This is a genomic window from Hydrogenophaga sp. LT287 (assembly GCF_055702805.1).
On record NZ_JBVPZC010000011.1, the window covers coordinates 71,349 to 86,385 of the forward strand.

Sequence of the window (15,037 nt, forward strand, 5' to 3'; positions counted from 1 at the left end):
CATGCCCCGGCGCGCCCGGCCGGTCCTTCTTACAATGGGGCCATGATTGCACGTGAACCCACCTTGGCCCGTCTGGCCAGCGCCCAGAGCCTTTTGCTCGATCCCTACGGCCTGAACACCTCGCACCTGCAAAGGGCGTTGGGTGAAATCATGTCGCACGGTGTGGACGACGCCGACCTGTACTTCCAATACACCCGCAGCGAGGGCTGGAGCCTGGAAGAGGGCATCGTCAAAACCGGCAGCTTCAGCATCGACCAGGGTGTGGGCGTGCGGGCTGTTAGCGGGGAAAAGACCGCTTTTGCCTATTCGGACGACCTCTCGTGGGACTCGTTGATCGATGCCGCGCACACGGTGCGCTCCATTTCCGCCCAGGGCCAGGGGCGCAAGGTGCGCACACCGTCCACCAAAGTGGCCAAGTCGCGCTCACTGTACCCGGGGCTGGACCCGATCAGCACGCTGGACAGCACCGCCAAAGTGGCGCTCCTGGAAACCGTGGAGCGCATGGCCAAGGCCAAAGATCCGCGTGTGGTGCAGGTGATGGCCGGCTTGGCCAGTGAATACGACGTGGTGCTGGTGGCCCGAGCCGACGGCACCATGGCAGCCGACGTGCGTCCGCTGATTCGCCTGTCGGTGACGGTGATTGCCGAGCAAAAAGGTCGCCGCGAAGTGGGCTCGTCGGGTGGCGGTGGCCGCTTTGGTCTGGCCTATTTTGACGAAGCCATGGTTCAGCAGTATGTGGACGAAGCGGTGGCGTCGGCGCTGACCAACCTGGATGCGCGCCCCGCACCGGCGGGCGAAATGGTGGTGGTGCTGGGTTCGGGCTGGCCAGGTATTTTGTTGCACGAAGCGGTGGGCCATGGCCTGGAGGGTGACTTCAACCGCAAGGGCTCCAGCGCCTTTGCCGGGCGCGTTGGCCAGCGCGTGGCGGCCAAGGGTGTGACGGTGCTGGACGACGGCACCATTCCAGACCGCCGTGGCTCGCTCAACGTGGACGACGAAGGCCATCCGTCACAGAAAAACGTGTTGATCGAAGACGGTATTTTGCGTGGTTACATCCAGGATTCGATGAATGCACGCCTGATGGGTGTGAAGCCCACGGGCAATGGCCGGCGCGAAAGCTACGCCCACGTGCCCATGCCGCGCATGACCAACACCTACATGCTGGGTGGTGACAAAAGCCCTGAAGAGATCGTGGCCAGCATCAAAAAAGGCTTGTACGCCGTCAATTTCGGTGGCGGTCAGGTCGACATCACCAGTGGCAAGTTCGTGTTTTCCGCCAGCCAGGCTTACTGGGTGGAAAACGGAAAGATCCAGTACCCCGTGAAGGGCGCCACGCTGGTGGGCAATGGCCCCGATTCGCTCACCCGCGTGAGCATGATCGGCAACGACATGAAGCTCGACAGCGGTGTGGGCACCTGCGGCAAAGAAGGCCAGAGCGTGCCTGTGGGCGTGGGCCAGCCCACCTTGCGCATCGACGGTCTCACCGTGGGCGGTACCGCCTGACGGGCGCTGTAAGACAGGCGTCATGCCGGCTGTGCTACATTGGTCTCTTATGAAAACGCGCTTTGTTTTTGCCTTTTATTTTTGGTTCTCAGTCCCCGGCGGACGAGAGGCGAAGCTGTAAGCGCATCACCGAATCTCGATCAAACCGCCGGAGCCCTCAGCCCGGCGGTTTTTTTTCGCCACTTTCGTTTTGTATCAACCCGAGGAGTCCCTTGATGAATGCCAAAGCCAATCCTGTCAGCGCCGATGCCTGGCACGCCCGTCCTGTCGACAAAACCAGCCAGACCGACGACGAACGCATCAAGGACATCACGGTGTTGCCACCCCCAGAGCATTTGATCCGCTTTTTCCCCATCGGCGGCACGCCGGTGGAGGCCCTGATCAGCCAGACCCGACAGCGCATTCACAACATCCTGCACGGCAAAGATCAGCGCTTGCTGGTCGTGATTGGCCCATGCTCCATTCATGACCCAGCCGCAGCGATCGACTATGCGCGCCGCCTGAAGCCGCTGCGTGAAAAATACGCCGACACGCTGGAAATCGTGATGCGCGTGTACTTCGAGAAGCCTCGCACCACCGTGGGCTGGAAAGGGCTGATCAACGACCCCTACCTGGACGAGAGCTTTCGCATCGATGAAGGCCTGCGTATCGCGCGCCAGTTGCTGATTGAAATCAACCGCCTGGGCTTGCCCGCCGGCAGCGAATTTTTGGATGTGATTTCGCCGCAATACATTGGTGATTTGATCAGCTGGGGCGCCATCGGCGCGCGCACCACCGAAAGCCAGGTGCACCGTGAGCTGGCATCCGGCCTGTCCGCACCCATCGGGTTCAAGAACGGCACCGACGGCAACATCAAAATCGCGACCGATGCCATCCAGGCGGCGGCGCGCGGTCACCACTTTTTGTCGGTCCACAAAAACGGCCAGGTCGCCATTGTGCAGACCAACGGCAACCCGGACTGCCACGTGATTCTGCGAGGCGGCAAGGCGCCCAATTACGACGCGGCCAGTGTGGCTGCTGCCGTGAAAGAGCTGGAAGCCGCGAAGCTGCCTGCCCGCCTGATGGTGGACTGCAGCCACGCCAACAGCAGCAAGCAACATGAAAAGCAGCTGGATGTGGCGCGTGAAATCGCCAGCCAGATCACGGCAGGCTCGCGCAGTGTGTTCGGCGTGATGATTGAAAGCCACATTGAGGCGGGTGCGCAGAAATTCACACCGGGCAAAGACGACATGGGCAAGTTGACGTATGGCCAGAGCATCACGGACGCCTGTCTCGGCTGGGGAGACTCTCTGCAAGCGCTGGAAGTGCTGTCGCAGGCGGTTCAAAGCGCCCGCCAAAAAGCGGGCTGATGTGATGCAACTTCCCCCATTTGAGTGCTCGGCGCGCGCTCTGGCGACTCTGCCGGGGTACTGCGCCATTGCCGGTTGCACGGATACTTGATATTCTCCAAAGCAAGTGGTCTATCAACGGGTGTGCAAACGGTGTCTGTGCGGTTTGGGTATTCAAAAAATCTAGGGAGTGTGTGTGGAACAACCGGTGCTGCGGCTGGGTTTGCTGGGGTTTCCCGAGTTGCTGAGCCAGCGCCTGATGGCCTGGGCGTCGCAGGCGCAGCCGGGCTGGCCCGAATGGCGCACTTGCGATCCGCACATGGCCGATGCCTGGATGATTTACGGGGAGTCGGTGGACGTGCTGGGGCGCGACGCGGTGGTGATTCGCCATTCCCACGGCACGGGCGAGCGCCTCACGCTCAACCGGGCCGAGGTAGACCGCCCGCTCGCTTTTGCCAGCCCCTTGCCCGAAGGCTTTGCCTCGGCCGAATTTTTTGAGGCCGACAGCGAAAAAAGTGTGCGCCAGCGCTTGCAGCGCTTTGAGGCCTGGTTGCGTCCATTGCGCACCCAGTTCGCGCTGGGCGCGCAGCTGGTTGACCGTGTGGCCCATTACAAAGGGGGCGTGGTGCACGTCACCCACGACAACAAGCTGCTGGCGGTGATCGATCTGGACCGCTGGCAGGTGGGGCTGCTGATTCCGGCGCGCCCGGTTGACCTGTCGATGGCCGAATGGGTGCGCCGCCCGGCCCTGGCCAACGACATTCCTTCGTCCTTCATCCGGCTCCCGTTGCACCGCGTGATGTGGACCTATGCGGTACGCACCCTGCGCGATGTGCTGCCGGAGCGCTACCGCGAGCAAACGATTTTCCTGCGCCGGGTACCTTCCATGCCGGCGCGCTGGTTCGATGATCTGCACCTGCTCATCATGCGCGAACTGATGGTGAAACCCGCCACGCTAAATGAGTTGCGCGAGCGCACCGGTGCGCCTGCTGCCGAGCTGGCGCACCACCTGGCATCGTTGTATTACGCGGGCGGTATCACCAGCGACCCCGACAGTGCGCGGCGCGCTGAGCCCACGGTACGCCGTGCGATGGTGGCCATGCAGCTTGACCAAGCCGTACCCGACACCCTGGCCATGACCCGATCGGGCCATTCCGAGGTGTTTGCGACCTCCAGCATCATGCGCGAAGCACACCATTCGCCGCTGCGGGTGTCCAACGACCTGACCGTACCCATGCCTTTGCCCGGTAGCCATTGAGCGTGGCCGCTTGCAGCGGTCAGGGCACAATGTGGTGGTGTTTTAAGTACCCTGTACCGTATTCAAGGAGTTGTCCGCATGCGCAGTCAAGTGACCGTGACCTGGGGTGAGCCGTCCACCTACCGTTTCGATCTGGAAGAAGTGCAGCCCATGCCTCACGATCTGGCCCGAACATGGCTGGACGAGCAATTCACTTTTTTGGGCTGCGACCCTATCCGGTCCACCGGCAAGGTGCTGACGGCCGACAAGATTTTGTGTGTGGCGCAGGCGGCTGGTGAAGAGCGCTTTCGCGATGAAGCGCACCGGCCTTGGGCCATGGCCTTTGCCAAAGCGGCCAGTGCAGCGCTGGCCAAGCCCGTGGTCACGGTGGACGTGCGGGCACAGGCGCTGTCTTACTGACCCGCGTTTAGCCGCAGGCTCCAGCCCTCAGGGCTATGCGGTACTGCGCGCCAGGGCGGCCAGCAGGCGGGCGTGTACGCCCCCAAACCCGCCGTTGCTCATGCAGACGATGTGATCGCCCGGCCGTGCGGCGGCGCTCACCTGTTCCACCAGTTGGTCGATGGTGTGGGCCACCTGGGCCCGTGCGCCCATGGGTTGCAAGGCCGCTGCGGCGTCCCAGTCCAACCCGCCTGCATGGCAAAACGCGAGGTCAGCGGCCTCCAGGCTCCAAGGCAGTTGCGACTTCATGGTGCCCAGTTTCATGGTGTTGCTGCGAGGCTCAAACACCGCCAGGATGCGGCCACCACCGGCTTGCGCCAGGCTCAACCGGCGCTTGAGCCCGTCCAGCGTTGTTCGGATGGCCGTGGGGTGGTGGGCGAAGTCGTCATACACCGTGATGGAATGGCCTCCGCGCGCCACAGTACCGCGCACCTCCATGCGGCGGCGCACATTTTCGAAGCTGGCCAGGGCCAGCGCCGCTTGCGCTGGCGCCACGCCCACGTGTTCAGCCGCCGCGATGGCGGCCAGCGCGTTGAGCTGGTTGTGGGTGCCGGTCAGCGTCCATTCCACACGCGCTACCACCTGGCCGCGTTGCAGCACGTCAAAGGCATGGGGCTCCCCTTGCGCCGTGAAGTCGCTCACCGCTGCGCCAAAGCTGCGCAGTTCGCTCCACAGCCCCATGTGCAGGACCCGGTCCAGCGACTCCTCAAGCCCGTTGGCCACCACCCGGCCCGAGCCAGGCACGGTGCGCACCAGGTGGTGAAACTGGCGTTCGATGGCGCTCAGGTCGTCAAAGATGTCGGCGTGGTCGAATTCCAGGTTGTTCAAAATGGCAGTTCGGGGCCGGTAGTGCACAAACTTGCTGCGTTTGTCAAAAAACGCGGTGTCGTACTCGTCGGCCTCGATCACGAACACCGGCGCTGTTGCTTCGGCGCTTCGGTCCCGCGATGCCGCCCCTGGCGGACGTTGCGCCGCGCCCAGTCTGGCCGACACACCGAAATTCATCGGGACGCCGCCAATCAAAAAGCCCGGCTGCAGGCCTGCCGATTCCAGAATCCAGGTCAGCATGGCGGTGGTGGTCGTCTTGCCGTGGGTGCCGGCAACCGCCATCACGTGGCGCCCTTGCAACACCTGCTCGGCCAGCCACTGCGGGCCGCTGGTGTAGGGTGCACCGGCTTCGAGGATGGCTTCCATGAGCGGAAACTTCGGTGTTCCGTCGGGGCGTCTGGCACGGCTGATCACATTGCCGACCACATACACATCGGGTGCCAGGGCCATCTGGTCGGCTTCAAAGCCTTCAATCAGATCGATGCCCAGCGCGCGCAGCTGGTCGCTCATGGGGGGGTAGACACCAGCGTCACAGCCGGTGACCCGGTGCCCCGCCTCGCGGGCCAGCGCGGCCAGGCCGCCCATGAACGTGCCACAAATGCCCAGAATATGAATATGCATCCAGCGATTTTAGGCGCCCGTGCGGGAATGGCCGGGGAGGCCCGCAAGCCTGCTTGGCAGCGGGCACAATCTCCGCATGGACGCCTACCGGGACAGCATCAACAACGAAATAGCTGCCGTGGCTGCGCGCCTGGTGGTGGAAGAAGGGCTGGAATACGCCGCTGCCAAGCGCCGCGCCGTGAAGCAACTGGGCCTGAATGCGCGCACCGCCTTGCCCGACAATGCCACCCTGGACGCCGCGGTTCGCGAATACATTGCGGTTTTTTGCCCTGAAACCCAGGCCGTCGAACTCCAGGCGCTGCGTGACGTGGCCCTGCTGTGGATGGGTCGACTGTCCGCCTTTCGTCCGCATCTGGGCGGCGCGGTCTGGCATGGCACCGCCACCCGCCACAGCGATATTTACATACAGCTGTTTTGCGACGACCCCAAGTCGGCCGAGCTGGCGCTGTTGGACCACCGCGTGGAATACCACCCGGGCACGGTCAACGGCTGGCGCGGCGAGCCGGTGCAGGCGCTCACGCTGCGCACCCGCTGCGATGCGCTGGGCCAATGGGTGCTGGTGCACCTGATGGTGCACGACCTCGACGATTTGCGCGGCGCCCTCAAGCCCGACGCACAAGGCCGCAAACCCCGCGGTGATGCGCTCGCCCTGCGCACGCTGATGGCGCAAACCCCCACCGAAACACAAGAGCACTTGCCATGACACCGAACCGACGCACACTTTTGATGACGGGCGTGGCCGCGGCGGCGGGCGCCGCCGGCGTAGGGGTTGCCTGGTGGCGTTACCAGCCCAATCCTGTCGCCACGGATGCCGAGGCCGCCTTCTGGGCCAGCCAGTTTGAGGGTCCGCAAGGCGAGGCGGTGGACCTAGCCAGCTGGCGCGGCAAGCCGCTGCTGGTGAATTTCTGGGCCACCTGGTGCCCGCCCTGTGTGGAAGAGCTGCCTTTGCTCAATGCTTTTTACCGCACCCACGCGCCCCGGGGCTGGCAGGTGCTCGGGCTGGCGGTGGACCAGCCCAGCGCCGTGCGCAGCTTCTTGCAAAAAATACCGCTGGACTTCCCGGTGGGCATGGCAGGCCTGGCCGGTACCCAGCTCAGTCGGGATCTGGGCAACCCCACCGGGGGGCTGCCCTACACCGTGGTCATGGGGGCTGCCGGGACGGTGCTGCACCGGAAAATTGGCAAAGTCTCGGAGGCCGATCTGGCCCAATGGGCCCAGCTGGTCTGACTGCGGTCGGTCGTTCGGGTAGCTCGTCGCACAGGGGCACCCTCAAGTGCGCTCTTTCCGTTACATGCGACAACATTCATTGAAAAACGGGTAAAGACCGCCAATATCGGCGTCAGACCTCTGACGGTTGGGTGCGGCAGGCGTGCCTTTTTGAGTTGATGGCCGGCGACGCCAGCGGCGTTTTCATCGTGTACACTGCGGCACCCGATGGGTTGGCGCGCCTCGATTTGTCTGAATTTGATGGCATTTGAGTCAACTTAAGCGATTTTCGTTGGAGAAACCATGGATTTGAGAAAACTGAAGACCCTGATCGACCTCGTTTCCGAGTCGAACGTGTCTGAGCTGGAAATCACCGAGGCCGAAGGCAAGGTGCGCATCGTCAAGAGCGCCCCCGCTGGTTTTGCAGCACCCGTGTCTTACACCGTTGCTCCGGCGCCCCAGGCCGCGCCTGCAACTGCTGTTGCTGCCGAGTCGCTGGCCCCAGCGGTGCCGGCGGCCGCCGCAGAGCCCACGGGTCACATTGTCAAGTCGCCCATGGTCGGCACGTTCTACCGTGCCTCCAGCCCGGGCGCCAAGCCCTTTGTGGAGCTGGGTGACACGATCAAAGAAGGCGAAACCATCTGCATCGTCGAAGCGATGAAGATCCTCAACGAGATCGAGGCCGACAAGTCGGGCACCGTGACCAAGATTTTGGTGGACAACGGCCAGGCGGTGGAATACGGCCAGCCTCTGTACGTGATCGAATAAAGGGCTTGGCGCGCATGTTCAAGAAAATTCTGATCGCCAACCGGGGGGAGATTGCACTGCGGGTGCAACGGGCTTGCCGGGAAATGGGCATCAAAGCGGTGATGGTGTATTCCGAAGCCGACCGCGACGCCAAATATGTGCGCCTGGCCGACGAGGCCGTCTGCATCGGTCCAGCGTCCAGCACCCACAGTTACCTCAACATGCCGGCCATCATTTCGGCCGCCGAGGTGACCGACGCTGAGGCCATCCACCCTGGCTACGGTTTTCTGTCAGAAAACGCCGATTTCGCCGAACGTGTGGAAAAAAGCGGCTTCACGTTCATTGGCCCAACGCCCGAGTCCATCCGCTTGATGGGCGACAAGGTGTCGGCCAAGCAGGCCATGATCCGCGCCGGTGTGCCCTGCGTGCCCGGCTCCGAAGGTGCTCTGCCGGACGACCCGATCATCATCAAGCGTACCGCCAAGGCGGTGGGTTACCCGGTGATCATCAAGGCCGCGGGTGGCGGCGGTGGGCGTGGCATGCGTGTGGTGCACACCGAGGCGGCTTTGTTGCACGCGGTGCAAACCACCAAAGCCGAAGCCGGCGCTGCGTTTGGCAACCCCGAGGTGTACATGGAGAAGTTTCTCCAGAACCCGCGCCACATTGAAATTCAGATTCTGGCGGACACGCACCGCAACGCCGTGTATTTGGGCGAGCGCGACTGCTCCATGCAGCGCCGCCACCAGAAGGTGATTGAAGAGGCGCCTGCGCCTGGGATTCCACGCCGCCTGATCGAGAAAATTGGTGAGCGTTGTGCTGCCGCCTGCAAAAAGATCAGCTACCGCGGTGCGGGCACCTTTGAGTTTCTGTACGAAAACGGGGAGTTCTATTTCATCGAAATGAACACCCGTGTGCAGGTGGAGCACCCGGTGACCGAATGGATTTCGGGTGTGGATATTGTGCGTACCCAGATTGCGGTGGCGGCTGGTGAAAAGCTGCCGTTCACCCAGCGCCAGGTGCAGTTGCGTGGCCACTCGATCGAGTGCCGTATCAACGCCGAAGACGCCTACAAGTTCACCCCCTCGCCGGGTCGCATCACCACGTGGCATGCGCCCGGTGGTCCTGGGGTGCGCGTGGATTCGCACGCCTACACCAACTATTTTGTGCCACCCAACTACGACTCCATGATCGGCAAGATCATCGTGCACGGTGACACCCGCGAGCAGGCGCTGGCCCGCATGCGCACGGCGTTGGCCGAGACGGTGATCGAAGGTATCAAAACCAACATCCCGCTGCACCGTGAGCTCATGGTGGACGCCAGCTTCATTGCCGGTGGTACCAATATCCATTACTTGGAAGAATGGCTGTCGCAGCGTGAACGTTGAACCCGATCCCCACCCCCCGGTCGCCGGGACGCTGTTCGAACTGGTCCTGCTGGCGCCAGAGGCTGCCGTTGAGCAGGTCGGCGACGCGCTCGTGGCGCTTGACGCCCTGAGCGTGTCGGTGGAAGATGCCGACGCCCTGACGGAGGCCGAGTCGGCCTTGTTTGGTGAGCCGGGCATGCCGCCGCCCAAAGAGGGCTGGCAACGGTCCCGTGTGGTGGCGCTGTTTCCGCAAGAAGCTGCGGCCCGCGAAGCGGCCACCTTGTTGGCCCTGCAAGACTTCTTTGAAGGCTGCGCCGTGCAGGGCGTGCAGGCGGTTCCCGAGCAGGACTGGGTGCGCTTGACGCAGTCTCAGTTTGCCCCGGTGGACATCACCCCCAGTTTCTGGATCGTGCCCACTTGGCACGAGCCGCCTGCCGCCGCAGAGCAGGTGATCCGGCTCGACCCCGGCCTGGCATTTGGGACCGGTACGCACCCCACCACCCGCATGTGCCTGCGCTGGACCGCGCAGCGCGACTGGTCTGGCCAGCGCGTGCTGGACTACGGCTGCGGCTCGGGTATTTTGGCCATTGGCGCCGCCAAGTTTGGTGCGCGAGACATTGTGGCGGTGGACATCGACCCCGCCGCCGTCGAGTCGACCGGCCTCAACGCTGCGGCCAACCATGTGACGCTGGCCGCGGGTTTGCCCGACCTGGCCCATGGCACGTTTGATCTGGTGCTCGCCAACATTCTGGCCACGCCGCTCAAGGTGCTGGCGCCCTTGCTCTGTGCCCACGTGCGCTCGGGCGGCCACTTGGTGCTGGCCGGCATATTGGCGCGCCAGGCCGATGAATTGCGTGAAGCCTATGCCCCATGGGTGGCATTGAGCGTCAGCGACGAGGCCGATGGCTGGATTCTCATGACCGCGGTCAAGGACTGAGCGTCCTCCCCATGGCTTCCCGCGTGCTGTTCTGGCCGGTCATGCGGGGCTCCATCGCTTCGCGATCCCAGTCCACGCTGTGTAGACAACGCAGCTTGGCGTGCGGGTCGCCTGCAATAATCTGCGCATGAGTTTCACCACCCGCTGTCCCGCTTGCGGCACGATGTTCAGGGTCGTTCCCGACCAGCTGAAAATCTCCGACGGATGGGTGCGTTGCGGGCACTGTACCGACGTGTTTGACGCCACGTTGTACCTCGAAACGTGGGCGCCAGCGGTTCCGACCGCTGAGGGCGATGAGGTCGCCGCTGCCGCGCCCACTGCTGAAACCACGGGACCCGTGCAGCGTCGGTACGATCTGGACGCCGACGCCGACGCCGACGCCGACGCCGACGCCGACGCCGACGCCGACACGCCAGGCTCTGCGGCTTTTTCGATCGCCCCGTCTGAAACCCGTTTGCAGTCTGTTGCCGAGGCGCCCGCCGTCCAGGGGGCGGAAACGCCGCGCCCAGCCGAGCCGGTCGGTGTGGTCGATGCGGCTGTGGTGTTGGATTTGCCCGTCTCGTTTTGGGAGCCTGATCCCGAGCCTGAACCCGCGCAGACCCCCGCTGCCGAAACACCGCCCGAGACCCTTCACGACGCACGCAGCATGCCTGTGGATACCCGCAGCGTGGCCGAGGCGGACAGATGGCTCGCCGAGCCCGCGCCGCTGCTTGCGCACGAGGAGCGTCAAGCGCCAGACGTGATGGATGGGGAAACCCGCGACGCCAGGCCAGAAACCCCCGTGAACGAGGCGTTCCAGGAGCCTGACTCGGATTTTCAAACCGAATTGCAGCAGTTTGCCGCCGGTGCTTCGGGTGCGGCGGCGGCTTCTGTGCCACTGGGTGCGCAAACACCAAACAGCGGTGCGAAGGCGGCAAGCCAGATAGCGTCAACCGCACCACCATCCCCCTCTGAGGCGTTGGACCCATCCGATCCCGAGCCTGGCTTTGTCCGGCAGGCGCGCCGCCGCGCGTTCTGGCACTCGCCTGGCATGCGCGCGCTGCTCTCGGTTTTTGCGCTGTTGCTTGCCCTGGTCTTGATGGTGCAGTGGGCTTTGCATGAGCGGGACGCGTTGGCAGCCTGGCAGCCCCGTTTGGCCCCTGTGCTCAACCAGCTGTGCGCGCCGCTGGGCTGCGAAGTCACACCGGTGCGCCGTATCGACGCGATCGTGATCGACAGCTCGGCACTGGTGCGCCGTCTCGGCAATTTTTATTCGTTTGACCTGGTGCTCAAAAACACCGCGCCGGTGGCGCTGGCGGTGCCGGCGCTTGAACTGAGCCTGACCGACACCCGCGACGCGGTGATTGCGCGGCGGGTATTTCTGCCCGCCGAGTTGCCCGGTGCACCGGCGTTGTTGCCGGCACAAGACTCGGTGACCATCAGTCTGCGCTTGTCGCTCGCCGTGGGCGAGGCCATGCCCATGGCGGGTTACCGTGCCCTGGTTTTTTACCCTTGATTCTGGAAATCCATTTTTATGTCCATCCTCGTTTGCGGTTCGCTGGCCTTTGACACCATCATGACGTTTGAGGGCCGCTTCGCCGAGCAGATTCTGCCCAGCCAGCTGCACATCCTGAACGTGTCTTTTCTTGTGCCCGGTTTGCGCCGTGAGTACGGTGGGTGTGCCGGCAACATTGCCTACGGCCTGCGCCAACTCGGTTCGCCAGCGGTGCCGCTGGCCATGGTGGGCAACGATGCACAGGACTACCTGGGCCGCTTGCAGGCTCTTGGGGTGGACACGCAATTCATCGGTACCACGGCGGGCAACTACACCGCCCAGGCCATGATCATGACCGACCGGGACAACAACCAGATCACGGCCTTTCACCCCGGTGCCATGTCAGACGCCCATGCCAACGCGGTGCCGACCGCTGCGGGTGTGACGCTGGCCATCGTCTCGCCCGATGGGCGCGAAGCCATGCTGCAGCACGCGCAACAACTGCACACCGCCGGTATCCCGTTCGTTTTCGACCCGGGTCAGGGCCTGCCCATGTTCAATGGCGAAGAGCTGACGCATTTCATCGATCTCGCGACCTGGGTCACGGTCAATGACTACGAGGGCAAGATGCTCAGCGACCGCACAGGGCTGGGCTTCGAGGAGATCGCGGCGCGGGTCAACGGACTGATCGTGACCCTTGGCGAGCAGGGTTGTGAAGTCTGGGAGGGTGGTCAAAAAACCTTGGTGCCCGGTGTCAAGGCCGTCGAGGTGTTGGATCCCACCGGGTGCGGCGACGCGTTTCGTGCGGCCTTGCTGCATGGGCTGGCGCAAGGGTGGTCGTTGCCGCGTTGTGCCGAGCTCGGCAACAAAATGGGTGCAGCCAAGATCGCCAGCCGAGGCGGTCAAAACTACCAATTCACGGCCTGAGTTTGCACTGGGCCTTTGCAGTCTCTCGGAGCTGCGTCGCGCGTTCCTGATGCCAGTGGTTTTGCTTGTTTCTGATGAGTCTGGACGCGAACAGTCATAAAAAAAGCCCGGTGCAAAAGCGCCGGGCTTTTTTTCATCTCAAGGACGACTTCAAGGCTTGCTGGAGGTCGGAAACGGCCAGGCAGCCTGAGGGTTCAGTTTCGTCTGTGCTGCAGGCGCCGCAGGTGCTGCCGGCTTTTTAGCCGGCGCGGCTTTTTTTGCAGGAGCCGCCTTCTTCACGGGGGCAGCAGCCTTCTTGGCCGGAGCGGCATTCTTCGCAGGCGCAGCAGCCTTCTTGGCTGGAGCAGCGGCCTTCTTGGCCGGAGCAGCCTTCTTAGCAGGTGCAGCGGCCTTCTTGGCCGGAGCAGCGGCTTTCTTGGCCGGAGCAGCCTTCTTCGCAGGTGCAGCGGCCTTCTTGGCCGGAGCAGCCTTCTTCGCAGGTGCAGCGGCCTTCTTGGCCGGAGCAGCCTTCTTCGCAGGTGCAGCGGCCTTCTTGGCCGGAGCAGCCTTCTTCGCAGGTGCAGCGGCCTTCTTGGCCGGAGCAGCCTTCTTCGCAGGTGCAGCGGCCTTCTTGGCCGGAGCAGCCTTCTTCGCAGGTGCAGCGGCCTTCTTGGCCGGAGCAGCCTTCTTCGCAGGTGCAGCGGCCTTCTTGGCTGGAGCAGCCTTCTTCGCAGGTGCAGCGGCCTTCTTGGCTGGAGCAGCTTTCTTCGCAGGTGCAGCGGCTTTCTTGGCCGGAGCAGCTTTCTTTGCAGGTGCAGCCGCTTTCACGGGTGCGGTGACTTTCTTTGCCGGGGCGGCTTTTTTAGCCGGGGCTTTTTTCGCAGTTGCCATTGTGTTCTCCTTGATCAAGTTGCAAAGAGCACTTCATCCAGTCTTTGTGCTGGTGAAGTGATTCAGCGCCATGGGGTCTCGCGGATGCATCCACAGTGGACCCCAGAGCGTTGAATCGGGTGACAAAACCCCGCCGCTGGCGCGGGTGCGACAGGGGCGGGGTTTTGAATGTTTGTTGTGCATGTGAAGGTTGAATGAGGCAACGCGGCCCTTGGCTGGCCGGGGGACGTCAGTCCCAGGAAAGCGCCCCACCGGTTTGGTATTCGATCACGCGGGTTTCAAAGAAATTGCGTTCCTTTTTGAGGTCGATCATTTCGCTCATCCAGGGGAACGGGTTCTCTTCGTTCGGAAACATGGGCTCCAGACCAATCTGGGTCGCGCGGCGGTTGGCGATGTAGCGCAGGTAGCCTTTGAACATGGATGCATTCATGCCCAGCACGCCGCGCGGCATGGTGTCTTCGGCATAACGATATTCCAGCTCCACCGCCTGCATGAACAAGGCCTTGATTTCAGCCTTGAACTCGGGCGTCCAGAGCATCGGGTTTTCAAGCTTGAGCGCGTTGATCAGATCGATGCCAAAGTTGCAGTGCATGGACTCGTCACGCAGGATGTACTGGTACTGCTCGGCGGCACCCGTCATTTTGTTCTGACGACCCAGCGCCAGAATCTGCGTGAAGCCGACATAAAAGAACAGACCTTCCATTAGGCAGGCAAACACGATCAGGCTCTTGAGCAGCGTCTGGTCGTCTTCGGGTGTGCCGGTGTGGAAGTTCGGGTCCATGATCGCCTCGATGAAAGGGATCAGGAACTGGTCCTTGTCGCGGATCGACTGGACTTCGTTGTAGGCGTTGAAAATTTCGGACTCGTCCAGCCCCAGCGACTCCACGATGTACTGGTAGGCGTGCGTGTGAATCGCTTCTTCAAAGGCCTGGCGCAGCAGGAACTGGCGGCACTCGGGCGCTGTGATGTGGCGGTAGGTGCCCAGCACGATGTTGTTGGCGGCCAGCGAGTCGGCGGTCACAAAGAAGCCGAGGTTGCGCTTGACGATGCGGCGCTCATCTTCGGTCAGACCGTTGGGGTCTTTCCAGAGCGCGATGTCGCGGCTCATGTTCACTTCCTGCGGCATCCAGTGGTTGGCGCAGGTGGCCAGGTATTTCTCCCAAGCCCACTTGTATTTGAACGGCACCAGCTGGTTGACGTCGGTCTGGCCGTTGATGATGCGCTTGTCGGCCGCGTTGACGCGGCGTGCTGCAGGCGCTGGGGAGGTGGATGTTGCGAACGAAGATGCTGGATGCGGCGCTCCCAAGGGGGGCGCTTGAAAGCCGGTCATGGGCGGTGCCACGGGGCTGGTCGCTGGCTTCGATGAGGGCGTGATTTGATCGTCCCAGGTCAACATAGATGGTTCCAATTCTGCGAATTATCAAAGTGTCTGCATCAAAAGCAAAGGGCTCATGTGTGACGGTGCTTGTTTGTGTTGCGGTGTCGCATCGAAAGTCCGATGTTCGACACCACAACACACGCGAATGGCCGCGTCAG

At 62.9% G+C, this 15,037-nt stretch carries 14 protein-coding genes; 11 read left to right on the forward strand and 3 right to left on the reverse strand.

The window, feature by feature from the left end:
* The first annotated feature begins 42 nt into the window (after window positions 1-42).
* The 4 genes from tldD to AC0GNR_RS10685 all read left to right on the forward strand — a co-directional run bounded on the left by tldD (window position 43) and on the right by AC0GNR_RS10685 (window position 4,488).
* Window positions 43-1,503: a metalloprotease TldD gene (tldD, locus tag AC0GNR_RS10670; RefSeq protein WP_472900936.1), complete on the forward strand. Its 1,461-nt coding sequence runs from the start codon at window positions 43-45 to the stop codon at window positions 1,501-1,503.
* Window positions 1,504-1,718: 215 nt separating this feature from the next.
* The gene (locus tag AC0GNR_RS10675) at window positions 1,719-2,852 is read left to right on the forward strand and encodes a 3-deoxy-7-phosphoheptulonate synthase (RefSeq protein WP_472900937.1); all 1,134 of its coding nucleotides are present in this window, start codon (window positions 1,719-1,721) and stop codon (window positions 2,850-2,852) included.
* 175 nt (window positions 2,853-3,027) lie between these two features.
* Window positions 3,028-4,089 (forward strand): winged helix-turn-helix domain-containing protein, encoded by a 1,062-nt coding sequence (locus tag AC0GNR_RS10680; RefSeq protein WP_472900938.1) that lies wholly within the window; start codon window positions 3,028-3,030, stop codon window positions 4,087-4,089.
* Between the two features lie 78 nt (window positions 4,090-4,167).
* A complete protein-coding gene (locus tag AC0GNR_RS10685; RefSeq protein WP_472900939.1) occupies window positions 4,168-4,488 on the forward strand; it encodes a hypothetical protein in 321 nt (106 codons plus the stop codon).
* A gap of 33 nt (window positions 4,489-4,521) precedes the next feature.
* On the opposite strand, the gene mpl is transcribed toward AC0GNR_RS10685, so the two are convergent.
* On the reverse strand, window positions 4,522-5,976 hold the full coding sequence (gene mpl, locus AC0GNR_RS10690; RefSeq protein WP_472900940.1) for a UDP-N-acetylmuramate:L-alanyl-gamma-D-glutamyl-meso-diaminopimelate ligase: 1,455 nt from the start codon (window positions 5,974-5,976) through the stop codon (window positions 4,522-4,524).
* Between the two features lie 76 nt (window positions 5,977-6,052).
* Between mpl and AC0GNR_RS10695 the strand changes: the two genes are divergently transcribed.
* From AC0GNR_RS10695 to AC0GNR_RS10725, 7 genes are all read left to right on the forward strand, one after another.
* Window positions 6,053-6,679, forward strand: coding sequence for a hypothetical protein (locus AC0GNR_RS10695; protein ID WP_472900941.1), 627 nt, complete (start codon window positions 6,053-6,055; stop codon window positions 6,677-6,679).
* Window positions 6,676-7,203: a TlpA disulfide reductase family protein gene (locus AC0GNR_RS10700; protein ID WP_472900942.1), complete on the forward strand. Its 528-nt coding sequence runs from the start codon at window positions 6,676-6,678 to the stop codon at window positions 7,201-7,203. Before AC0GNR_RS10695 ends, AC0GNR_RS10700 begins: the two co-directional genes overlap by 4 nt.
* A gap of 282 nt (window positions 7,204-7,485) precedes the next feature.
* Window positions 7,486-7,950 carry an acetyl-CoA carboxylase biotin carboxyl carrier protein gene (gene accB / locus AC0GNR_RS10705; RefSeq protein ID WP_472900943.1) on the forward strand — a complete coding sequence of 155 codons (465 nt, stop codon included), beginning with the start codon at window positions 7,486-7,488 and terminating at the stop codon, window positions 7,948-7,950.
* A gap of 14 nt (window positions 7,951-7,964) precedes the next feature.
* On the forward strand, window positions 7,965-9,314 hold the full coding sequence (gene accC, locus AC0GNR_RS10710; protein ID WP_472900944.1) for an acetyl-CoA carboxylase biotin carboxylase subunit: 1,350 nt from the start codon (window positions 7,965-7,967) through the stop codon (window positions 9,312-9,314).
* 31 nt (window positions 9,315-9,345) lie between these two features.
* Complete coding sequence (prmA, locus tag AC0GNR_RS10715; RefSeq protein WP_472900982.1) at window positions 9,346-10,230, forward strand: 50S ribosomal protein L11 methyltransferase; 885 nt, start codon at window positions 9,346-9,348, stop codon at window positions 10,228-10,230.
* A 127-nt stretch (window positions 10,231-10,357) separates the two neighbouring features.
* Window positions 10,358-11,725 (forward strand): DUF3426 domain-containing protein, encoded by a 1,368-nt coding sequence (locus AC0GNR_RS10720; RefSeq protein ID WP_472900945.1) that lies wholly within the window; start codon window positions 10,358-10,360, stop codon window positions 11,723-11,725.
* An 18-nt stretch (window positions 11,726-11,743) separates the two neighbouring features.
* Window positions 11,744-12,631, forward strand: a complete 888-nt coding sequence (locus tag AC0GNR_RS10725; protein ID WP_472900946.1) for a carbohydrate kinase family protein — start codon at window positions 11,744-11,746, stop codon at window positions 12,629-12,631.
* A 150-nt stretch (window positions 12,632-12,781) separates the two neighbouring features.
* On the opposite strand, the gene AC0GNR_RS10730 is transcribed toward AC0GNR_RS10725, so the two are convergent.
* Window positions 12,782-13,501 (reverse strand): histone H1, encoded by a 720-nt coding sequence (locus AC0GNR_RS10730; protein WP_472900947.1) that lies wholly within the window; start codon window positions 13,499-13,501, stop codon window positions 12,782-12,784.
* Window positions 13,502-13,730: 229 nt separating this feature from the next.
* Window positions 13,731-14,897: a ribonucleotide-diphosphate reductase subunit beta gene (locus tag AC0GNR_RS10735; RefSeq protein WP_472900948.1), complete on the reverse strand. Its 1,167-nt coding sequence runs from the start codon at window positions 14,895-14,897 to the stop codon at window positions 13,731-13,733.
* Window positions 14,898-15,037 lie beyond the last annotated feature (140 nt).